Annotated in this window: 22 protein-coding genes and 1 tRNA gene; 17 read left to right on the plus strand and 6 right to left on the minus strand. The window is 54.3% G+C overall.

The window, feature by feature from the left end; all coding sequences use genetic code 11:
- The first annotated feature begins 26 nt into the window (after nucleotides 1-26).
- Both rsmD and K0H79_RS18080 read left to right on the plus strand, forming a co-directional pair.
- On the plus strand, nucleotides 27-650 hold the full coding sequence (gene rsmD / locus K0H79_RS18075; RefSeq protein ID WP_258405431.1) for a 16S rRNA (guanine(966)-N(2))-methyltransferase RsmD: 624 nt from the start codon (nucleotides 27-29) through the stop codon (nucleotides 648-650).
- Between the two features lie 5 nt (nucleotides 651-655).
- Nucleotides 656-949 carry a DUF1145 domain-containing protein gene (locus K0H79_RS18080; RefSeq protein WP_220076753.1) on the plus strand — a complete coding sequence of 98 codons (294 nt, stop codon included), beginning with the start codon at nucleotides 656-658 and terminating at the stop codon, nucleotides 947-949.
- Between the two features lie 86 nt (nucleotides 950-1,035).
- Here the strand turns inward: K0H79_RS18080 and K0H79_RS18085 are convergent, their stop codons facing one another.
- Nucleotides 1,036-1,599, minus strand: a complete 564-nt coding sequence (locus K0H79_RS18085; RefSeq protein WP_220066028.1) for a NapC/NirT family cytochrome c — start codon at nucleotides 1,597-1,599, stop codon at nucleotides 1,036-1,038.
- A gap of 337 nt (nucleotides 1,600-1,936) precedes the next feature.
- Between K0H79_RS18085 and K0H79_RS18090 the strand changes: the two genes are divergently transcribed.
- From K0H79_RS18090 to K0H79_RS18120, 7 genes are all read left to right on the plus strand, one after another.
- On the plus strand, nucleotides 1,937-2,326 hold the full coding sequence (locus tag K0H79_RS18090) for a hypothetical protein (protein WP_220076754.1): 390 nt from the start codon (nucleotides 1,937-1,939) through the stop codon (nucleotides 2,324-2,326).
- Nucleotides 2,327-2,397: 71 nt separating this feature from the next.
- A complete protein-coding gene (locus K0H79_RS18095; RefSeq protein ID WP_220076755.1) occupies nucleotides 2,398-2,823 on the plus strand; it encodes a DUF2057 family protein in 426 nt (141 codons plus the stop codon).
- Nucleotides 2,824-2,906: 83 nt separating this feature from the next.
- Nucleotides 2,907-3,314, plus strand: a complete 408-nt coding sequence (locus K0H79_RS18100) for a hypothetical protein (protein ID WP_220066029.1) — start codon at nucleotides 2,907-2,909, stop codon at nucleotides 3,312-3,314.
- 97 nt (nucleotides 3,315-3,411) lie between these two features.
- The gene (locus K0H79_RS18105) at nucleotides 3,412-3,762 is read left to right on the plus strand and encodes a heavy metal-binding domain-containing protein (RefSeq protein WP_220066030.1); all 351 of its coding nucleotides are present in this window, start codon (nucleotides 3,412-3,414) and stop codon (nucleotides 3,760-3,762) included.
- Between the two features lie 103 nt (nucleotides 3,763-3,865).
- Nucleotides 3,866-5,371, plus strand: a complete 1,506-nt coding sequence (locus K0H79_RS18110) for an efflux RND transporter periplasmic adaptor subunit (protein ID WP_258405556.1) — start codon at nucleotides 3,866-3,868, stop codon at nucleotides 5,369-5,371.
- Between the two features lie 9 nt (nucleotides 5,372-5,380).
- Complete coding sequence (locus tag K0H79_RS18115) at nucleotides 5,381-8,527, plus strand: efflux RND transporter permease subunit (protein ID WP_220076757.1); 3,147 nt, start codon at nucleotides 5,381-5,383, stop codon at nucleotides 8,525-8,527.
- A gap of 89 nt (nucleotides 8,528-8,616) precedes the next feature.
- Nucleotides 8,617-9,588: a ribonuclease T2 family protein gene (locus K0H79_RS18120; protein ID WP_220076758.1), complete on the plus strand. Its 972-nt coding sequence runs from the start codon at nucleotides 8,617-8,619 to the stop codon at nucleotides 9,586-9,588.
- Nucleotides 9,589-9,605: 17 nt separating this feature from the next.
- Here K0H79_RS18120 and K0H79_RS18125 read toward each other — a convergent pair whose 3' ends face one another.
- Nucleotides 9,606-10,382: a VOC family protein gene (locus tag K0H79_RS18125; RefSeq protein WP_220076759.1), complete on the minus strand. Its 777-nt coding sequence runs from the start codon at nucleotides 10,380-10,382 to the stop codon at nucleotides 9,606-9,608.
- A gap of 98 nt (nucleotides 10,383-10,480) precedes the next feature.
- Between K0H79_RS18125 and K0H79_RS18130 the strand changes: the two genes are divergently transcribed.
- Nucleotides 10,481-10,906, plus strand: a complete 426-nt coding sequence (locus tag K0H79_RS18130; protein WP_220066035.1) for a globin family protein — start codon at nucleotides 10,481-10,483, stop codon at nucleotides 10,904-10,906.
- Nucleotides 10,907-10,939: 33 nt separating this feature from the next.
- Here K0H79_RS18130 and K0H79_RS18135 read toward each other — a convergent pair.
- The 3 genes from K0H79_RS18135 to plsB all read right to left on the minus strand — a co-directional run bounded on the left by K0H79_RS18135 (nucleotide 10,940) and on the right by plsB (nucleotide 14,756).
- Nucleotides 10,940-11,013, minus strand: a tRNA-Gly gene (locus K0H79_RS18135).
- A 63-nt stretch (nucleotides 11,014-11,076) separates the two neighbouring features.
- Nucleotides 11,077-12,333, minus strand: coding sequence for a tryptophan permease (gene mtr, locus K0H79_RS18140; RefSeq protein WP_220076760.1), 1,257 nt, complete (start codon nucleotides 12,331-12,333; stop codon nucleotides 11,077-11,079).
- A complete protein-coding gene (gene plsB, locus K0H79_RS18145; RefSeq protein WP_220076761.1) occupies nucleotides 12,333-14,756 on the minus strand; it encodes a glycerol-3-phosphate 1-O-acyltransferase PlsB in 2,424 nt (807 codons plus the stop codon). Before plsB ends, mtr begins: the two co-directional genes overlap by 1 nt.
- A 151-nt stretch (nucleotides 14,757-14,907) precedes the next feature.
- On the opposite strand from plsB, the gene lexA reads away from it, so the two are divergent.
- The 6 genes from lexA (at nucleotide 14,908) to K0H79_RS18175 (ending at nucleotide 21,016) form a co-directional block, all read left to right on the plus strand.
- Nucleotides 14,908-15,531 (plus strand): transcriptional repressor LexA, encoded by a 624-nt coding sequence (lexA, locus tag K0H79_RS18150; RefSeq protein WP_203325366.1) that lies wholly within the window; start codon nucleotides 14,908-14,910, stop codon nucleotides 15,529-15,531.
- Complete coding sequence (locus tag K0H79_RS18155; RefSeq protein ID WP_220076762.1) at nucleotides 15,528-16,034, plus strand: cell division inhibitor SulA; 507 nt, start codon at nucleotides 15,528-15,530, stop codon at nucleotides 16,032-16,034. Before lexA ends, K0H79_RS18155 begins: the two co-directional genes overlap by 4 nt.
- A 388-nt stretch (nucleotides 16,035-16,422) precedes the next feature.
- Nucleotides 16,423-17,970 (plus strand): cytochrome c oxidase subunit II, encoded by a 1,548-nt coding sequence (gene coxB / locus K0H79_RS18160; protein ID WP_408733359.1) that lies wholly within the window; start codon nucleotides 16,423-16,425, stop codon nucleotides 17,968-17,970.
- Between the two features lie 10 nt (nucleotides 17,971-17,980).
- A complete protein-coding gene (gene ctaD, locus K0H79_RS18165; RefSeq protein ID WP_220076764.1) occupies nucleotides 17,981-19,576 on the plus strand; it encodes a cytochrome c oxidase subunit I in 1,596 nt (531 codons plus the stop codon).
- 1 nt (nucleotide 19,577) lies between these two features.
- Nucleotides 19,578-20,144, plus strand: a complete 567-nt coding sequence (locus tag K0H79_RS18170; RefSeq protein ID WP_220076765.1) for a cytochrome c oxidase assembly protein — start codon at nucleotides 19,578-19,580, stop codon at nucleotides 20,142-20,144.
- Nucleotides 20,141-21,016 (plus strand): cytochrome c oxidase subunit 3, encoded by an 876-nt coding sequence (locus K0H79_RS18175; RefSeq protein ID WP_220076766.1) that lies wholly within the window; start codon nucleotides 20,141-20,143, stop codon nucleotides 21,014-21,016. Before K0H79_RS18170 ends, K0H79_RS18175 begins: the two co-directional genes overlap by 4 nt.
- Nucleotides 21,017-21,018: 2 nt before the next feature.
- On the opposite strand, the gene K0H79_RS18180 is transcribed toward K0H79_RS18175, so the two are convergent.
- Nucleotides 21,019-21,234, minus strand: coding sequence for a DUF2909 domain-containing protein (locus K0H79_RS18180; RefSeq protein WP_220076767.1), 216 nt, complete (start codon nucleotides 21,232-21,234; stop codon nucleotides 21,019-21,021).
- Between K0H79_RS18180 and K0H79_RS18185 the strand changes: the two genes are divergently transcribed.
- On the plus strand, nucleotides 21,233-21,982 hold the full coding sequence (locus K0H79_RS18185) for an SURF1 family protein (protein WP_220076768.1): 750 nt from the start codon (nucleotides 21,233-21,235) through the stop codon (nucleotides 21,980-21,982). The two genes, K0H79_RS18180 and K0H79_RS18185, sit on opposite strands and share 2 nt — an antisense overlap.
- The last annotated feature ends 7 nt before the right edge of the window (nucleotides 21,983-21,989 follow it).

Genomic DNA, 21,989 nt, shown 5'->3' on the forward strand with positions numbered 1-21,989 from the left:
TCTTCGGGCAAAATGACGGGAAATCAATGAGCAGAAATCGTTCATCGGCCGGGCGCGGGCCAGGCACCAAACCGAGCGGAGCCATGGGTTCGGGCCAGGTTCGGATCATTGGCGGCCAGTGGCGTTCACGTAAGCTGCCCATCAAAGATTTGGAGGGACTGCGCCCCACCACTGACAGAGTGCGCGAAACCCTGTTCAACTGGATTGCGGCCGACCTGCCCCATGCACGGGTGTTGGATTGCTTTGGGGGCAGTGGCGCTCTGGCGCTGGAAGCCCTGTCCCGTTATGCCAGCTTTGCCAAGGTGTTTGAACTGCAGCGGGACGCTGCCAATCAGCTGAAAACCAACCTGCAAACCTTGAAGTGCGACTGCGCCGAGGTGGTCAATGGCGATACCCTGGCGTTACTGGCCGCTGGCACCACTGAAGATTTCGATATCGTCTTTATCGACCCACCCTTTCGCAAAGGTTTGGCAGATGCAACCCTGCATGCCCTCAGGGACCATGGCTGGCTGAAAGAGGATGCCTTGGTGTATCTCGAAACCGAGAGTGAACTCGCGGCCATGCCGCTGCCATCTGGCTTTACAGAGCTTAAACACAAGACAGCTGGCCAGGTCTGCTACCGCTTATTGCAATTCAACCAGGGAGAGTAAGCATAATGAAGTGGCTAATCATGTTTGGAAAACTCGCAACCCTCGGTGCCTGGGTGATGATGGGCTATAACCTGTTTGCCCCGTTCGAAGGCAACATAGGCACCCTGCTCAAAATTTTACTGGGGGTCACTGTGGTGATGCACAGCTTCCAGTTGGGGGTGTTTCATCTGCTGTTCAAGAAGCTCCTGCCACTCAAAAGCCGCGATTATCTGCAGGTGTTTGCCTTTGGGGTATTTGCACTACTGGAGTACCGCGCCAGAGCTTTGACCAAGTTTGAAGCAGAGGCCCGCAGGGCTTAAAGCCACCCAACAAAAAAGCCCCGTAATCGGGGCTTTTTGCTATCGGGTTATTCTTATCGAATGAGCCACTATCGCAAACGCTGTTATCAGCTCTTTGGATAAGGGTGGGCAACACCCTTGTGGCAATCGATACAGGTCTTGCGACTTTCAGGATCTTTCTTGAAGTTGTTGGTGTGCATACGCACGGCCATCTTGCTCATGTTCTCAGACTGATTTTCGTAAATACGATTGTGGCAGTTCTGACAGGTAGATGAGTCGATGGAACGCAGATAGTCACGTGCCAGGTCCGCTTGCTCTTTACGGTTCGCTTCCAGCCATTCCTGAGTGTTGAAACCATCGATGGTCAGGAAACCGATAACGTCCTTGGATACGATGATTTTCTTCTTCAGATAAGCGAAAGGTTCCTGAGCAATGTGGCACTGCTGACACTGCACAACAATACCGTTTTTATTGTTGCCGTGAGCCGAAGCCAACACTTCGTCTTTCAGGGAATGGTTGCTGTGACAGCTCATACAGAACTGGTCTGTACTGGTCATATGCAAGGTAGTTTGAGTCGCAAAGTAACCCACCACGCCAACCACAACACCTACCAACAACAGGGCAAATATTGAGTATTTCGCGCTGGGTTTGAATAGTGCACGCCAGTTCATCACTCTATCTCCTAAATTTTTAGGGTTATTTTTTTAGTAGCCCCATAGTAGGGTAATTTTGGTTGAAGAAATTTGATGCTAACCGGGATTTTTTAGCGAATAGCCAAATTTTGTGTGGGATTGAGATCCAGCGCAAACTTTGCCAGTTCGATAACGTCCTCCCTGATGTTTCAACATTAAAACCTAAAGTAAAGCTTAGGTGCTTGCAAGCCGTACAGTGACCCTTAATTGGTTAAATCCATTTGATTATCAATTAAAAGTTTCAGTTTTTTGTTGGCCTGGGAACTTTTACTCAACCAAACCGGTCTGATTAATCGACACATAAACGGAGCCAACCATGAGCCTGAGATTGCCGCAACTGGCATTAAAACTCTTGCTGATTACCATGCTGCTGGGGCAAATGCTGACCCCAGTGCAGGCTCTTGTGTCCATTGTGAATGCGCCCGTGACCATGGGAGAGGTTTCCCATGAGGGCACAACACTGATGCCCAAGGTCAGCCACATGAGCACCATGATGGTGACAGGTGAGCACGACACCGACTGCCAGACCCACTGCGCCAGCCACAGTGAATCCGACTGCGCCCGTCACTGCGCCTCGGCAATGGCTTTGCCGACATTGCCGCTTAACAGCACCCATCATCACCCCCAGGATGCCTTTGCCACTGCGTCTTGGAGCCTGATTGCCTTTATAGGTTCATTGCAAACTCCGCCTCCAAATTTGGCCTGAGTGTTTTCACACCCACGCAAAATTAACGTTGATTGATTAGGGCACGTCTATCGCTGCCTAGGAGTAATTGTATGAAAACCTTTATCAAATCTTTTGTTATCACCGCAGGTCTGTTGCTTTCTCCCCTCGCCAGTGCCGCCAATATCAGCCTGCCGGAACAGCTGGGATTACAGGCCGTGAATGGCGAACGCAGCATCACCAAGCCGCTGAACTTGCCCAAAGGCGACCACTTGCTGGAGCTGCGCTTTGCCGAGATGTACGCCAGCAGCGCCGACGATTCCGGCCGGTGGCTGCGCTCAGGTCCGTTGTATTTGCCGCTGAGCGTAGGCGATGAGCAGCTGCTGACACTCACGCTGCCCAAACTCTACAGCTATGATGAAGCCAGACGTTTCCTCAAGGCGCCAAAAGCCACGCTGAACCGCGACGGCAAGCCAGACGGGCAAGTCATTCTGCTCGACCACGCAGCCATGATGGCCAGGATGGCTGCAGCGCATTGAGCGACTGCGGGTTTGTGAGAAAAATCAATATCCAATTAATTGCACTGTGCTAATATCGACGCTGTTCATGGTCCGAGGTCTTTATGTCGCTGATGCTGCGTAAACCATTGCTGGTGATAATTACCCTGCTTGCCCTTGTGGGACAGGCATTGGTGGGTAATGGTCATGCCATGGTGATGCAACCCGACATGGCCATGACCATGGATAGCGCCGTAATGGCTCAGCAAACTGACATGGCCGACTCAACCCATGACTGTTGTGACAGCCAGGACATGACTATGCTTCCCGACCACAGCATGTCTTCCTGTTGCGATGGCAACGGGTTTTGCACCGGTGATTGCGGTCATTGTCTGACCATTTCTGTTAGTCTGAGCCTGCCCATTGGCAACGTCTGGCCATTTTCCTATGGTCCGGAAGAAGCCATGGCGCTGCCCTTGCCTCATTTCCACTCCATTGCGCCCACTGCCGCCTTCAAGCCCCCCAGGGCCTGAACGCACACCGCAAAAATACGCAATTAATTCAGCTTCTTTGAATATAAGGTCGTTGCAGCTATTCTCGCTGAGCTGCTGACCCGAGTGGAGTATCTCTATGAAAACACTGATTGGCCTGTTTTTGGCCGCCCTTTTATCTGTCACTCTGTCCGTTGGCGCCCAGGCAACGCCTGCCCATGAGCATCACGCCCATCAGGCAACCGCCGCCGAAGCAAGCCATGCCTGCCCCATGCATCCCGAGGTTACCGGTAAAGCCGGTGACAGCTGCCCCAAGTGCGGCATGGATTTGGAAGCAAAGCATACCCACGCCTGCCCTATGCATCCCAAGGTAACCGGTGCTGCCGGTGATTCCTGCCCAGACTGTGGCATGGATCTCGAGCCGGTTGCAGCCCAGGGAGAGCACTGCGCCAACTGTCCGAAAAAAGCCATGAACCATCAGCATCACTGACAGGCCAAGGGTGGAAATGAGGTTTACTATGAACACGAAAAAGCAAAAAAGCGCCCTATTGCTGATAGGCGCCAGTCTGGCCTTTGGTCCCGGCATGCCTGCCATGGTGTTGGCTGAAAGCCCACAGCAGTCTCCCGCATCTGAGGCCACAGAGGCCGCCGTTTATCACTGCCCCATGCATCCCGAGGTAGAAAGCCACGAGCCGGGCCGCTGTCCCAAGTGCAAGATGTTTCTGGTACCCGGTGCAGGTATTTCTGCCCAGTCCGGCGAACCTTTGGCTGCAGCGCACAAGACCTACATCTGCCCCATGCATCCAGAAGTGGAAAGCCATGAGCCAGGCCGCTGTCCCAAGTGCAAAATGTTCCTGGTTGAAAAAGAAGAGGAAGAAGAGTCCGAACCTGAGCCAGAGCATAAGGCGACAGAAAATCACAGTGCCCATCAGGCCGCGCCGAAGGATATTTTCGCCAAGCCTGCGGCCAGCCCAATCGACGGAGGCAAGGTCAAATATGTTTGCCCCATGCACGCTCATATCATCAGCGACGAGCCCGGCACTTGCCCCATCTGCGGCATGGACCTCGAGAAGGTAGAACTCGGCGGTGGCCAGGAGGTTCAGGTCGATGTATCTGGTGGTATGCAGCAGGCACTGGCCCTCAGGGTTGCCAAGGCCGAACGCCAAACCCTGTGGAAATTTGTCGATACCGTCGGCCAAATCGAGTACGACGAGCGACAAATTCACCATGTGCACGCCCGCCTGAACGGTTGGATTGAAACCCTTAAGGTCAATGCCGTTGGTGACAAAGTCAGGAAAGGGCAGTTGCTCTACGAAATCTATTCGCCAGATCTGGTTAACGCCCAGGATGACTACCTGCTTGCGGTGGATACCTTTAAAAAGTCAGGGGATTCGGGTCGTTACAAAGAATTGCTGCGTAAAGCCAGCTTGCGACTGGAACTGCTCGGCATGAATGAGGCGCAAATCAAAGAGCTCGCCAAAACCCAAACGACCCAATACCGCGTGCCCTTTTATGCCCGCCAGGATGGGGTGATCACCACCCTGAATACCCGTGAGGGCATGTATATTCAACCCATGACCGAAGTGCTGGCCCTGACGGACATCAGTAAGGTATGGGTGATTGCCGACGTATTCGAAAACGAGCAGAGCTGGCTCAAGGTAGGTCAGGCTGCTGAAGTGGCGGTACCTGCCATGGGGCTAAGCGGCATCGAAGGCACCATAGATTACATTTACCCCGAACTTGACCCTGTAACCCGCAGCCTGCGGGTACGGGTAGTGCTGGATAATCCAGACCAACAGCTGCGCCCCAATACCCTTGCCAAGGTCAAGCTTTACGGTGGGCCCAAACGGGATGTGTTGACCATTCCCCAGGAGGCATTGATTCAAACCGGCAAGGAAAACCGGGTAATAGTCCGCACCGCCGATGCCAGCTTTGTGGCCCGCCAGGTCACTGTCGGCATGTATTCCCAGGGCAAGGTTGAGGTGCTGTCCGGTCTGAGTGACGGTGAAGAAGTCGTCACCTCCGGGCAGTTTTTGCTGGACTCCGAAGCCAGTCTCAAGGGCAGTCTGATGCGCCTTGGCAGCGCCCATCAGCACTAAGGAGGCCTTATGTTGGATTACATTATCAAGTCCTCTATCCGCCAGCGATTTATGGTGCTGGTGGTGGCGCTGATGGTGACCCTGTGGGGCATCACAGAGCTGAAACGTACACCGCTGGATGCCCTGCCTGACTTATCTGACGTGCAGGTGATCATCAAAACCAGCTTCCCGGGCCAGGCCCCCAAACTGGTGGAAGAACAGGTCACCTATCCCCTGTCCACTGCCATGCTGGCTGTGCCGGGGGCGAAAACCGTGCGGGGCTTCTCCATGTTTGGAGACTCCTACGTTTACGTGATTTTTGAAGACGGCACTGATATTTACTGGGCCCGCTCGCGGGTGCTGGAATACCTGAGCCAGGTACGCACCCGGCTGCCCGCTGGGGTTGAGCCGTCCCTTGGCCCGGACGCCTCCGGGGTAGGCTGGGTGTATGAATACGCTCTGGTTGACCGAAGCGGCAGCCTGGATCTGTCACAGCTCAAGAGCCTGCAGGACTGGTACCTGAAGCTCGAACTGCAAAGTGTTGAAGGCGTGTCTGAAGTCGCCACTGTGGGCGGCATGGAACAGACCTACCAAATCGTGCTGGAGCCCGACAAGCTGGCCATCTATAAGCTCGACATCGCCACCATCAAGGCCGCTATCACCCGCGCCAACAGCGAGGCCGGTGGCAGCGTAGTAGAAATGGCCGAAGCCGAGTACATGGTACGCGCCAAAGGCTACCGCCAAACGCTGGAAGACTTCAGGGAAATCCCCCTTGGGATCACCACCAGTGCCGGTACGCCGCTGTTGCTGAAAGATGTGGCCACCATTCGCAAGGGGCCGGCGTCCCGCCGCGGCATTGCCGAGCTGGATGGTGAAGGCGAAGTGGTGGGTGGCATTATAGTGATGCGATACGGCGAAAACGCCCTGGCCACCATAGATGCTGTCAAAGCCAAGCTGGACGAGCTCAAGGCTGGTTTGCCCGATGGCGTCGAGATTGTGCCCACCTATGACCGCTCTCAGCTGATCCAAAACTCGGTGGACAACCTGCTGACCAAGGTGGTGGAAGAAATGTTGGTGGTGGGTCTGGTGTGCCTGCTGTTTTTGCTGCACGCCCGTTCGACCCTGGTGGCCGTGTTTACCCTGCCACTGTCGATTCTTATCGCCTTTATCGTGATGAATCACATGGGTATTAATGCCAACATCATGAGCCTCGGCGGTATTGCCATCGCCATCGGTGCCGTGGTGGACGGCGCCATCGTGATGATTGAAAACCTGCACAAGCACCTGGAACACTTCAAGCGGAAACATGAGCGTGAGCCCAGCACCCGCGAGCACTGGGAAGTGGTGACTCAGGCATCGCTGGAAGTGGGACCTGCGCTGTTTTTCTCGCTGCTGATCATCACCCTGAGCTTTATTCCTGTGTTTGCGCTGGAGGCCCAGGAAGGCAGGTTGTTCGCGCCGCTGGCCTACACCAAGACCTTCGCCATGGCGGCAGCGTCTGTGCTGGCCATTACCCTGGTGCCGGTTCTCATGGGCTATTTTATCCGCGGCAAAATCCCGTCGGAGGAAGCCAACCCCATCAGTCGCTTTTTGATTGCGCTGTACAAACCCGCGCTGAACAAGGTGTTGGCTTACCCGAAGTTGACCCTCTTGGTGGCGCTGCTGGCACTGGCCAGTGTGGTGTATCCGGCAAGCCGCATGGGCAGCGAATTTATGCCCGAATTGGAAGAAGGGGATCTGCTGTACATGCCCACGGCACTGCCGGGGATAAGCGCCGGCAAGGCCGCCGAAATACTGCAGCAAACCGACAGGCTGATTAAAACCGTGCCCGAAGTTGCCCGGGTATTCGGCAAAATCGGCCGCGCCGAAACCGCCACCGATCCCGCGCCGCTGACCATGCTGGAAACCACCATCATGCTCAAACCAAGGCAGGAATGGCGCGAGGGCATCAGTCTGAATGACATAGTGGATGAACTGCAGCGCACCGTGAGGGTGCCAGGGCTCACCAATGCCTGGGTGCAACCCATCAAGACCCGTATCGACATGCTTTCTACCGGGATCAAGACGCCGGTGGGCATCAAGATAACCGGCGCCGATGTGGATGAATTGCAACGAATTGGTGCCAACGTCGAGGCGATTCTGGCGGCGCTGCCCAACACCCGCTCGGCCTACGCCGAACGGGCCGGCGGTGGGCGTTATATCGACATAGCGCCCAAGCTGGATGTGGCATCCCGCTACGGCATGACGCTCAACGATATTCAGGATGTGGTGCGCTACGCCATCGGTGGCATGAACATAGGTGAGTCGGTGCAGGGCGCCGAACGCTATCCCATCAACCTGCGTTATCCGCGGGAGCTGCGCGACAGCCTGGAAAAACTGCGGGCACTGCCGGTCATCACCAAGTCAGGGCACTACCTGCCTTTGGGTAATCTCGCCGACATTCAAATCAGTGATGGCCCTCCTATGCTGAAGAGCGAAAACGGCCGCCTGATCTCCTGGGTGTTTGTGGACATTCAGGGCACCTCCATCGGCCAGTACATAGAGACGGCAAAATCGGCGTTGGAAGCGGAGCTGAATCTGCCCCCCAGATATAGCTACAGCTTTGCCGGTCAGTACGAATACATGCAGCGGGTCGATGCCAAGTTGAAGCAGGTGGTTCCCCTCGCCATCGGTATCATATTTATCCTGCTGATGCTGACTTTTGGCTCGGGTAAGCAAGCGAGCATGATCATGCTGAGCCTGCCCTTCGCGCTGGTAGGCAGCACCTGGCTGCTGTATTTGCTGGACTACAACCTGTCGGTCGCGGTGGCAGTTGGTATGATTGCCCTCGCGGGTGTGGCCGCCGAGTTTGGGGTGGTGATGCTGGTGTATCTGAACAACGCCATCAAAGACCGCGATGCACTGGGCCACTACCACAGCGAGAGCGATCTCAAGGCCGCATTGGTAGAAGGTGCCGTCATGCGTATCCGACCCAAGGCCATGACAGTGGCGACCATCTTTTTTGGTCTACTGCCCATCATGTGGGGCGCAGGTTCGGGCAACGAAGTGATGCAAAAGATAGCCGCGCCCATGGTCGGCGGTATGGTCACGGCACCATTACTGTCGCTGTTTGTGCTGCCAGCGCTCTATTTGCTGGTGTACCGTAAAAGCTTCGCCGCCAAGGGTGAAGAGCAGTGATATTTTCGCCTACTTATTGATATGTAAGGCTTCCTCTTAAGGGGAAGCCTGATACACTGAGCTAATTTTCTTCTGAGGTAATGCTCCAAGTGACGTTTTTTCTGCGCCTGTTACCGCTGTTTGTCGGTGTTTTATCCCTGCCTGCTTCTGCCGATACCTTTGTGGCCAAACAAAGCTGCCCCCTGTATCAATCCAAAAACAAACTGACCAACCCCAATGAGGTGATGACTGTCCCAGGACAGGCATATCAGGTGCTGGAGCTGCTGGGCAATCCAAAGCGACCCGACTGGGTTCGGGTCACCACGGCGGCGCTGGTATCCCCCGAGCGTTGGGTCGCGGCAAAGTGCGGTAACCTGGAGAGCCATACGGCCGAAGAGGCGCCAAGCCGCTGTGACCTAAGCGGCGAGCAGGACAGCCATGTGCTGGCACTGAGCTGGCAAGGCGCCTTCTGTGAACTCTTTGGCAACGGCAAGCCCGAATGCAAGGCGCTGGACAAGACTGCCACATCGACTCGCTGGCTGTCGCTGACGCTCCATGGCCTGTGGCCCAACAAGAGCGCCTGCGGTACCGACTATGGCTTTTGTGGAGAGGTGAAACGCAAGGCCAGGGGTTTTTGCAGCTATCCTGACATTGCCCTCGGCGATGCCGCACAGGGCAAATTGGCTCAGGTGATGCCATCGGCCGATTTTGGCTCCTGCCTTGAAAAACATCAGTGGTGGAAACACGGCAGTTGTCAGCAGATGAATGCTGATCAGTACTTTATCGAAGCCGCCAGACTTACCGGATTGGTCAATGAAAGCCGCATGGTAAAACTGCTGTCAGACAGCAGCGGCAAAATGCAGTCAACGGCAACGCTGCGTCAGGCATTTACCGAAGAATTTGGTAAGCAGAGTGCAAAGCGGATCAGTTTTCATTGCAGTCGAGGCCTGTTGACGGAAATCCGCATCAGCCTGCCAGCAACCCTGGATGCCTCTTTGCAACTGAATCACCTGCTGGCGCGCCAAGGCCCAGAGCTCAGAGATAGCTGCCCGGCAAGCTTTCTGGTTGATACGCCCGGTTAATCCTCCGTTGGCCTGCCTCAGGCACTGTGGATGGCGATGACAGAAAACACACCACCATCCGGGTCGTTGAGCACAGCAAAGCGACCCACCCCGGGAATATTGGTGGGGGGCACACACAGGGTGCCACCCAACTCCTGCGCCCTCTTGGCAAAGACATCGCAGTCCACCACCTGAAAATACAGCATCCAGTGGGCGGGCATTTCGCCCCATTCGGCGGTCATCTCCAACATACCGCCAAGGGCCTCGTCGGCAACCAGCCATTCCCGGTAAGGCATGTCCTCGTTTGCGGATTCCCGGCAGTCCCAGCCAAAAACCTTGCTGTAAAATCCCTGCGCCCGTGACGGGCTTCGGCAGGCAAGCTCCACCCAGCACAGGGCGCCTGGCTCGCCGCGACGCTTGGCACCAATGTGCCTTTTGCTCTGCCACACGGCAAACCGGGCTCCTTCGGGATCAGCCAACTGCGCCATCCAACCGGCATGACCAACCTCGTGGGGCCCCATAATGAGTTCACCCCCCGCCGCTTTAACCCGTTCAATTGCCGCATTCACATCTTCTGTCGCAAAGTAAATTCCCCATTGGGTCTTTACGCTGCCGGCCAATGCAGAAGGCACCTGATAGATGGCACCGAGGTCGTCACCATCGAGAGTAAACATAGAAAAGGCACTGCCGGGCATGGCCATGTCTGCCATCTCCCAACCAAACAACTTATGGTAAAAGTCCTTGGCACCCTGCCAGTCATGGGTGGCCAGCTCACTCCAGCAAGGCTGACCCGGTGCATATTCGATTACACGCATGCCCCTGACTCCTTCGGATAAGTGTATGGAATTCAAGTTAAGTAGTCTTAACTAACTTTGTCTATGCTTAGGGAAACAATTTCAGGGATGGAATCTCTATGTCACTGACCAACGACCAAATATCGCTCATCAACCAGTCTTTTGGGCTGGTTCGTCCCATTGCCGATGATGCCGCAGCGCTTTTCTATCGCAACCTGTTCGAAATAGACCCATCACTGAGGTCATTATTTAAATCTGATCTCAAGGCACAGGGACGCAAGCTGATGGCGATGTTGGATGCCGCAGTAAAGGGACTGGATAACCCGGATAAATTAGTCCCTGTATTGCAGGACCTGGCCCGGCGGCATGTGCAATATGGTGTGAAAACCCATCACTTTTCCCCCGTGGGCAACGCACTGCTGTATACCCTGGCAGAAGGCCTGGGTGACAAGTTTACCCAAGAAGTAAAAGACGCCTGGATAGCGGTATTACATTTGGTAGCAGATGTGATGAAGGCGGAGATGAAAAAGCAGGGCTGTGCCTAGTCACGTGAAGCAGGAGACGTGAAGCAAGTGAAATGGAGCGGGTGAAGGGAATCGAACCCTCGTATGCAGCTTGGGAAGCTGCCGTTCTACCATTGAACTACACCCGCCTTTTACGCGTTATAAATTACTGAAATCCATGCCTTTGTCAAGCAAAGGCATGGCAGCATATTTTAACGGTAAAGAGGTAACAGCTCAGCCATCGCGAGCAGATGGCAAGCCGCTGTCAGGATACCAAAACTTATCACCAGATAAATAACGCCAGTGCCACCGGGCACCCTGAAACCAGGGTAGTCAGGTTGCTGCTTTCTGAGTTTCAGCGCCATCACCCCCGGAACCAGCAGGGTCCAAACGGTGGCTGCCAGCGCAGCAAAGCCGATGGCCACCAAAAAGCCGTCGGGAAACAGCAACCCCAACAGGGTAGGCGGTAAAAAGGTGACGGCAGCCGTCTTCAGGCGACCACTGGCATCGTCGGCAAAACCAAACAAGTCCGCCAGATAGTCAAACAATCCCAGGGTAACGCCAAGGAATGAAGATGCCACGGCAAGGTTGGCAAACAGGGTCAGCATTTTACCGAGTAAGTCGCTGGCCATGACCTCAGACAGGGCCGACACCAGCACACCCATATTGCCGCCCTGGGCGATGATATCGCTGAACTGGCTGCGCGGCAGATTACCCATGGCAGCCAGCAACCAACACACATAAATCACCAGCGCGATAGAGGTGCCGATACAAATCGCCTTGATAATGACGGACGGATTTTTACCGTAGTATTTGACCAGGGAAGGCACATTGCCATGGTAGCCAAAACTCGCCAGTCCGAAGGGAATTGCGGCCCACAAAAATGGGGCAAAGCGGGCCTCGCCATCGGGTGAGAATAAGTTACCCGGCTCCACCTCAATCAGCAGATTGCCCACTGCCAGGAAGAAGGTAATTATCATACCGCCCAGCATGATGGTGGTGATTCTGTCCACCGCTTTGGTGCTTATCATAACGATAGCCGCCAATACCGCCGCAAACACCAGACCTGCCGCACTCTGGGGCAAGCTGATGCCCATGCCCGACAGGCTGTGATTTACGATGGAGCCACCACCACTGATATAGGCGTAGGTGAGAATATAGAGGACGAAGGCAATGGAGAGGCCATTAACGATACGGCCAAAGCGCCCCAGCGTATCGCGGGTGAGGGTATCGAAACTGGCGCCCGGCTCAAACCTGAGGTTGGTTTCCAGCAGCAGTAATCCCGACAGCAACATGCACAGCCAAATCGCCACCATCAGCAGCAGCGAATAGCCAAACCACATGCCGGCGCCCACCACGGGCAAGGAGAACATTCCCGCGCCCACAGTGGTACCGGCGATAATCATGGCACCACCCAGCAGCGAGGGGGTTTTGACCGGATGCCTGGCGGCATTCATATGGTTAGCCATCAGTCGTCCTGCTCCTGATTCAGCGTCTCTATAATGGTTTGACGTACCGAACTTCTCAGCAGTCCGTTGGCGTGATCACGTATTTTACGCACCTTGTCACCATCGGCCTTGTCGGACAGATAACCCAGATCTTTCAGCTTGCTCGACAGCAAGGCATAGAGCTTTTTATCGTAAAACTCCGGCGCCATGACACCATGAATGGCACCAAGACGACTGGCCAGACGATGGCTGTGATGCTCCAGGTCGGCGCGTTCCATTCTGGGCTGCTCACCCAGCAGGTTGAAAATAATGGCGTAGCGTTTCAAGGTTTCGCCTACCACACCGGCCAGCAACAACAGCTGATTAATGCGCTCATCTACCAGTTTCAGGCGGTTATCGCCGGTAATCAGACCTTCTGACTTAAAGCACTCCACCAGCGCATCCACATAGGCTGGCAAATCGGCAACACCCATAAAGAGCTCGGCCTTAAGCAGCGGATAAAACTCGGTAACCAGCTCCTGCAGTTCTTCGCGGGAGACCTCTTCGTGGCGCACCATCACGGTGGCAATCAATGACGGAATTACAAACAAGTGGATGATGTTGTTACGGTAATAGGTCATGGAAATCGCAAGGCTATCATCGATGGAAATGATGGTACCCAGGTCATCCTTGGTTTCGGTCAGCTTGTTCAGCTCAATACCGCGATCGACCAGTTCCTTGCCACTGCCCTCGGTCACTGATGCGTACGAGGTATAAGGCACGGATTTGAGCAGACTCAGGTACAAATCAATCTGGCGCTCCAGCTGGTTGCGCTCCAGCGCATTTTGCTCCGAGGCCAGCAACACCATGCTGGAAAGCGTGACAGAACTGGCGGCTGCGGCATCATTGATGCGGGTCATTACCCGATTGGCGAGCGCATTCACCACAGGGGTCAGCCAGGACGGTTTTTGCTCTGGATCTTCACCCACTTCTTCACGCCAATTGGGGACTTTTTCGGTCAAAAAGTTCTGCAGGGTGATGGGCTGGCCAAAGTTCACATAGCCACGGCCAAAGTTACCCAGCTTGCGTATGGCACCAAAAACCTGCCATACGGATTCCTTTTCTTTTTTCTTACCCGACAGCTCTTTGTGATAGGTAGCCACTTCCATCACATGGTCGTAACCCAAATACACGGGCACCAGGGTCACAGGTCGCTCAATTCCGCGGATAACCGAAGACAATGTCATGGCCAGCATGCCGGTTTTGGGTGCCAGCAGACGGCCGGTGCGGGAGCGGCCACCTTCGGTAAAGTACTCCACCGAGTATCCCTTGGCGAAAAGCTGATCCAGATATTCGCGGAATACTGCGGTGTAAAGCTTGTTGCCGTTAAAGCTGCGGCGGATAAAGAAGGCGCCGCCACGGCGGAACATGGGGCCGGCGGGCCAGAAATTCAGGTTAATCCCGGCAGCGATATGGGGCGGCACCATGCCTTCGTAATAAAGGATGTAAGACAGCAGCAAATAATCCATGTGCGACCGGTGGCAAGGCACATACACAATCTCATGGCCGTCATGGTGCAACTGGCGAATCTGTTCGGCGCCCTTGATGCTGATGCCTTTATAGAGCTTGTTCCACAGCCAGGTGAGGAAGCGCTCGGCGATGCGCACCAGACTATCGGAGTAATCGGCTGCAATCTCATCCAGATATTGAATGGCGGTTTCACGGGCCTTTTCTTCAGAGATTTTTTTGCTGGCGGCTTCTTCGGCAATCGCTTTTTTCAAGTTGTCGGATTTCAGCAGCGCATGAAACATGGCCTGACGATTGGGCAACACAGGCCCTGTCATCACTTTACGCTGACGGCGGAAATGAACTCTCGCCACCCGGGCAAGCTTGTGGGCAATGCGCTTATCTGTGCCATGTTCATCGGCCATATGACGAAGTGACACGGCACGGGAAAACTGCACGAAGTTATGGCGACCCAGGAATAAAATCATCAAACATTTACGCAGCCAGGTCGGATCTTCCCGCTCAAGCACTGCTGCACGCATAGTGTCATCTTCTTTACCCGGGGTTCGCCCCCAGTAAAGACTTACAGGCACCAGCTGTATATCCAGCTCTTGCTGCTGACGGTGCAATGCCAGCAGTTGCTGGAAAGTCTGCAAAAAAGGCTCATTGCTGTCACGTTTGCCAAACAGCGGCTTTCTGCCCTCCAGACACACGACCCGTGGGGTCTTGATCCCATCGACTTCCAGCATCTGATATGGGCTGGGTAACCCCAACTTGCCGGTCACCTCATGGAGCGCAGCAATATCGCTCACTGACTCGGTTTTCATGACGTAAACCAAGGGGCGGGAGGGATCGAGATTCAAATCGGCGAAGGGATCCTGAGGTACCACAATGGTGTGTACCAACTGCTTCTGGATCCAACGCAAAGACTTAAACCAAAAAGACTCGTGTGCTGACATGCTGATATTGGGAACCTGGCTTTAATCAATAGCGCAATAGAATATCAGACAGCCGCAGCCATTAGCCAATAATCTGAAAAATGGTTAATACTTGCGCTGACTAAAATACTGTATATACTAACAGTAACTGTATAGAAAAACAGGGATGACCATGAGACCGCTGACGCCTCGCCAGGCCGAGATCCTGGACCTAATCAAACGCAACATCGCCGAAACCGGCATGCCCCCAACACGGGCAGAAATTGCATCCAGACTCGGCTTTAAAAGTGCCAATGCCGCCGAGGAGCATCTTAAAGCGCTTGCCAAAAAAGGCTGCATTGAGATTATGCCCGGCACCTCGCGAGGTATCAGACTGGCGGGTGATGAGCTGGAAGATCAGCCAGACCCGGGGCTGCCCTTGATAGGTCAGGTGGCTGCCGGTGAGCCCATTCTCGCCCAGGAGCATGTGGAGCAGTATTATCAGGTCGATCCTGCCATGTTCCGCCCCCATGCCGATTTTCTGCTGCGCGTTCGCGGCGACAGTATGAAAGACATAGGCATTCTCGACGGAGACCTGCTGGCAGTGCACAAGATGAACCAGGCACGAAACGGCCAGGTTGTCGTTGCCCGGGTGGAAGACGATGTCACGGTAAAACGCTTCGAGAAACAAGGCAATGTGGTGTTCTTACACGCAGAAAACGAGGCGTTCGCCCCTATCAGAGTGGATCTTGCCAGCCAAAGTCTGACTATCGAAGGCTTGGCCGTGGGCGTTATCCGTAATGGAGACTGGCTATGAACAAGCTGATTGGTAACGCACCCCGTCATCCCGGCTTGTGGACAGATTCCGCCGCCAAAGATGTTTGCCCCGCATCTCAGGTGATCACCCAAAGCACTCAATCCCAGGGGCGCCAGGAGATACAGCAGCTCGCCCCAGAGCTCGCACGCCTCAGTCTTGAGGGCCGATGGATAGTGCTTATCAGCCCACCCAACATCGGACTTAAATCCACTCTGGCACAGGCTGGTGTGCGCATGGACCGTGTGCTGCTGGTACATGCCAAAGACGAAGTTGAAACCCTATGGGCGATGGAAAAAGCCCTAACCAACGGTACCTCAAGCGCCGTGCTGTGCTGGACCAACGAACTGGATCCAAGAGATAAACGCAGATTGGCATTGGTAGCCAAAAATGCCGTGGCATTGGGTGTCATTTTTGAAAATGTAAATGCTCACTCACAGGCCAGCGCTTTTGCAGTTAGGCCCGAGTTAAGTCACACCCTTCGCAGTGCCTCTCCACTGCACTGATCATCTCTTCATCCCTTTGAGCCCCGTTATCGGGGCTTTTTTTCGATAATTTTTTCAGATAATTAGAAAATAAAGTGATCTTGATCAATATTTAAACTGCAAGTAATGTAGTTCAGGTTAACAACGATTTGTTTGTTATATCCGGGCGATTATGTCGTCGCAGTATCTGAGGCTTGCGCCATGGATATTGTGTATTTGACCGATATATTCAGCTGTAGGTGCAAGTGTGGTGAACAAAGCTGTAATTCATTAAATAAGATACCAACCGCCAACGCACTTTGAAGTCATCGTTGCTTTTTGTGGGAACCGAAGAGTTTGCATAGAGCAGAGACTTACTGTGTGACTCTTCTTTGTAGTTGCTTGATGCAATTGACAGAGGAGATGTCTTGTGAAGCAATGGTTGTATTGTTTCGCGGCGGCTTTTATGGCCCCGCCCATCCTTGCGGCTGATATGCCGCTCAACATGACACAAGGTGTTACTGAGATAAGTGGCAGGGTCTATGGCCTGCACATGACTATCCTGTACATCTGCTGTGCCATAGGGGTAGTGGTTTTTGGCGCCATGATTTACGCCATGATAAACCACCGCAAATCCAAAGGGGCCGTTGCCGCCCAATTTCACGAAAGTACCAAGGTCGAAATCGCGTGGACTCTGGTGCCCTTTCTGATCCTGATTGCCATGGCTATTCCGGCAACCAAGACCCTCATCGCCATGGAAGATCCCTCCAACGCCGACTTGACCATCAAGGTCACCGGCTCCCAATGGAAGTGGCATTACGATTACTTCGACCACGACTTCGGCTTTTACAGCATCCTGGCGACCCCCAGAAGTCAAATCGAAGGCGCCGAAGCAAAAGGCGATCACTACTTGCTGGAAGTGGATAAGCATCTGGTGCTGCCCACCAACCGTAAGGTTCGCTTTTTGATGACTTCCGACGATGTTATTCACTCCTGGTGGGTGCCTGCATTTGCCGTAAAAAAAGATGCCAATCCGGGCTTTATCAACGAGGCCTGGACCCGGATAGATAAACCCGGCATTTACCGCGGCCAATGTGCCGAATTGTGCGGTAAAGACCACGGTTTTATGCCCATAGTGGTTGAGGTATTGCCCGAAGCAGAGTTTGACGCCTGGGTTGAAAACCAGAAGCAACTGGCAAGCAACGCCGCTGCCCAAGCCGCTGCGGCATTGAACCAAACCCTTTCCATGGAAGAACTGATGGCGCAGGGTGAAAAGGTGTACATGGCCAGCTGCGCCGCCTGCCACCAACCCAATGGTATGGGCCTGCCCGGCGTATTCCCCGCCCTTAAGGACAGTGCCATTGCCATGGGTCCTGTCGACAAGCATCTCGACATCGTTCTCAACGGTAAAGCCGGCACAGCCATGCAAGCGTTCAACAAGCAGTTGTCTGCCACAGAGATTGCCGCTGTTGTGACCTATGAGCGTAATGCATGGGGCAACAGTACAGGTGACACAGTGCAGGCCTCTGATGTTAACGCCCATGGCAGTAACGGCGCTCCCGCAGCCCAGACCGAGATGCAGGGAACTGACCAGGCGACACCCGTCAGCGAAGCCGTGACATCGACCGAAGCTCCGCTAGCCGCCGAACCTGCTACCGACGAGCCCATGTCGATGGACGCTTTGATGGCCCGTGGTGAGCAAGTGTACATGGCTTCTTGCGCGGCGTGTCACCAAGCCAATGGTGCCGGTTTGCCCGGTGCGTTTCCCGCCCTCACGGGAAGCCCAATCGCTACCGGTCCCATCGCCAATCACCTCGACATAGTCATTCACGGCAAAGCCGGGACCGCGATGCAGGCTTTTGGCTCAATGTTGTCTGCCAGGGACATTGCTGCGGTGGTGACCTATGAACGTAACGCCTGGGATAACAACACCGGTGATAGCGTTCAGGCCACCGACGTAAACAATCATGGAAAGTAGGGGAACGATAATGACAACCACGACCCACGATACCCATCAGGGCGTCCATGACGAACACCATCATGGCCCGGCAAAGGGCATAATGCGCTGGATATTAACAACCAATCACAAGGATATAGGCACACTCTACCTTTGGTTCAGTTTTATTATGTTCCTGACCGGTGGCGCCATGGCCATGGTGATCCGTGCCGAGTTGTTCCAGCCTGGATTACAACTGGTTGAGCCTAACTTCTTTAACCAGATGACCACGGTACACGGCCTTATCATGGTGTTTGGTGCCGTTATGCCAGCCTTTACCGGGTTGGCGAACTGGCTGATCCCCATGATGATTGGGGCACCGGATATGGCATTGCCCAGGATGAACAACTGGAGTTTCTGGATTTTGCCCTTTGCCTTCCTCATCTTGCTCAGCTCGCTGTTTATGGAAGGCGGTGCACCCAACTTCGGCTGGACGTTTTACGCCCCCCTCTCCACTACTTACAGCCCCGACAGTACAGCACTGTTTGTGTTTTCGGTTCACATCATGGGGATCAGCTCCATCATGGGTGCCATCAACGTGATAGTGACCATAGTCAACCTGCGCGCCCCCGGTATGACCTGGATGAAACTGCCGCTGTTTGTCTGGACCTGGCTTATCACCGCATTCCTGCTGATTGCCGTGATGCCAGTGCTGGCCGGGGTTGTTACCATGGTGCTCACCGACAAATACTTCGGTACCAGTTTCTTTGATGCCGCAGGTGGCGGTGACCCTGTGATGTTCCAGCATATCTTCTGGTTCTTCGGTCACCCCGAGGTCTACATCATGATCCTGCCTTCATTTGGGATCATCTCGGCGATAGTGCCGGCATTCAGCCGTAAAAAGCTCTTCGGTTATGCCTCCATGGTTTACGCCACGGCCAGCATCGCCATCCTGTCGTTTCTGGTGTGGGCACACCATATGTTCACCACTGGGATGCCGGTGTTTGCCGAGCTCTTCTTTATGTACTGCACCATGTTGATTGCGGTACCCACGGGGGTGAAGGTGTTTAACTGGGTCGCGACCATGTGGCGTGGTTCCATGACCTTTGAAACACCCATGTTGTTTGCCATTGCCTTTATCATCCTCTTTACCATTGGCGGTTTCTCGGGATTGATGCTTGCCATCACGCCAGTGGACTTCCAATACCACGATACCTACTTTGTGGTTGCACACTTCCACTACGTGCTGGTGTCCGGCGCCATTTTCTCGATTATGGCGGCGGCCTATTACTGGTTACCCAAGTGGACCGGGCACATGTATGACGAAAAGCTCGGCAAGCTGCACTTCTGGTGTTCGGTGATTTCAGTGAACGTGCTGTTTTTCCCGATGCACTTTCTTGGCCTCGCGGGTATGCCAAGGCGAATTCCGGACTATGCGATTCAATTCGCTGACGTAAACCAGATAGTCTCCATAGGCGGCTTTGCCTTTGGTCTGTCGCAGCTCATCTTCCTGGCGGTGGTTATCAAGTGTATCCGCGGCGGCGAACCTGCTCCGGCCAAGCCATGGGAAGGCTCAGAGGGTTTGGAGTGGACGCTGCCAAGTCCTGCCCCCTACCACTCGTTCAGCACTCCTCCCGAGGTGAAATAAGATGACGGCGCCCGGGGTTTCTCACCGAAAGCTGATAATCGGACTCTGCCTTGGCTGCGTTGGAATGTTCGGTTTTGGTTTCGCCCTTGTCCCCCTTTACGACGTGCTGTGCGAACAATTGGGGATTAACGGCAAAACCAGTTCCGAAGCCGCGCAATACAGCCAGATGCAGGTAGACGAAGCCAGAACTGTGACCGTGGAGTTTATGGCGCAGGTGCAACCCGGGATGCCATGGGAATTTGGCCCGGCGGTTAAGCGCTTGGAAGTACATCCAGGGCAGCTGGTACGCACCGATTTTCTGGCACACAACCTGTCGTCAAATGCTCTGGTTGGCCAGGCTATTCCTTCGGTATCCCCCGGACAGGGCGCCGCTTATTTCAACAAGACTGAGTGTTTTTGCTTTAACCAACAGGTGTTGGCAGGAAAAGACAGTGCCAATTTGCCACTGATTTTCTTTGTGGATCCGGATTTGCCTGAGTCTATCCATACCCTGACCCTCTCTTACACCCTGTATGACATCACAGACAAGGATCTGGCCGGTGCCCTGCAGGCGGGAGCCATGAAATGACAAGCAAGCATCAAAACTACTATGTTCCCAGCCAGAGTGGCTGGCCCATTATCGGCGCTATTGGCCTGTTTTTGATTGCCTACGGCGCGGGTAATTTTGTACATCAGCTTAAATCGGGTGGCAGCGGCGCCGGATACATTCTGCTCGCCGGTGTTGCCGTCATTCTGTTCATGATGGTTGGCTGGTTCAGAAATGTGATTGATGAGTCCATGTCGGGGCTCTACTCAAGCCAGATGGACAGGTCCTTCCGCCAGGGAATGAGCTGGTTCATCTTTTCTGAAGTCATGTTCTTTGCGGCCTTCTTTGGCGCGCTTCTCTACGCCCGCACCATAGCAGTGCCCTGGCTTGGCGGTGCTTCCAATAACGCCATGACACACGAAGTACTTTGGCCGGCGTTTGAGGCCGTGTGGCCACTGGAAACCACCCCCGACGGCACCAAAACCCAGGCCATGGGCTGGACGGGTCTGCCGCTTATCAACACCATCCTACTGCTCACCTCTTCCTTTACCCTGCACTTTGCCCACATGGGGCTTGAGAAGGGCAAACGCACGGCGCTGACAATCTGGCTCGGGTTCACCATTTTATTGGGATTGGGCTTCCTGTCGCTGCAGGTTGAAGAGTATATCCATGCCTACACCGAAATGGGGCTAACCCTGGCGTCCGGTGTATATGGCAACACCTTCTTTTTGCTCACAGGCTTCCACGGCCTGCACGTTACCCTCGGCACCATCTTCCTGCTGGTGTTGTTTTTCAGGGTGCTTAAGGGCCATTTCAGCCACGATAACCAGTTCGCGTTTCAGGCTGGCAGCTGGTACTGGCACTTTGTGGATGTGGTTTGGCTCTGCCTGTTTGTGTTTGTTTACGTACTTTAGGTTCAGTAAGGCCTGGGGTGAGGTGTTATCCACCCCAGCGCCAGAGCCACCAGCAGCAAGAGTATGACCAGGGCAGACAGGGCGACACGGCGACCCAAATAGCGGCTCATGGGGACACTGCCATCCCCCTTGACCATGATGTAAAGGGCGCGACCGAGATTGAAGATGATAAAAAACAGCAGCAATACCAGCACAGATTTAAAAACAAAGGCAGTCATGGATTCTCCGGGTATCAAGCCGGGATATGCCGGCAAGTTGCTGATGTTATTAACTCTGGTGCTGTTTACTGTGCTCGTCAAGTTGGGATTTTGGCAACTCGAACGGGCAGAGGAAAAACGTGAATTGCTGGCATCATTGGCAGAAAACCATCAGGCCTCCCCCTTATCGATGGACAGTTTGCTGGCAAGGCAAGCCGATTCGGACGACCTCGAAGGTTACCGACTGGAAGTGACCGGGGAGTTTATCCCCGGGATAACGCTACTGCTGGACAATCAGGTGCTGGATGGCCAGGTGGGATACAAGGCGTTTCGCCTGCTGCGGGTGAATGGATTTCAAAGTGTGTTGTTGGTGGAGTTGGGGTTTGTGCCTGCGGGCCGCGACAGAGCAACGCTGCCACAAATTGAGCCAATTGATGGCCAGCTGAGCGTAAAGGGCCGGATTTATCGGCGCAAACTGAATCCACTGAGTGATGAACTGGCCGCCGAAGCGGGCGATCCAATACGCATTCAGGCGCTCAACATACCCGCGCTTGCGACTCAATTGCAGCTTGTGGTTATCGACCTAGTGCTACAGCCAGACAGCCTGCCGGGTACGCCCTTACCCAGGCGCTGGATGCCGGTCAATATGCCACCGGAAAAACATCTGGGCTACGCGGCACAGTGGTTTTCCCTGGCGGCAGCATTGGCGCTGTTGGTGATTTTTTATGTTGTGAAGTCAAGGAAGAAACAGAACGAGTTAAGGGATTAATCATTCA

The sequence above is a fragment of the Shewanella sp. FJAT-52076 genome (genome assembly GCF_019457455.1).
In the GTDB taxonomy this organism is placed as follows: Bacteria; Pseudomonadota; Gammaproteobacteria; order Enterobacterales; family Shewanellaceae; genus Shewanella; species Shewanella zhangzhouensis.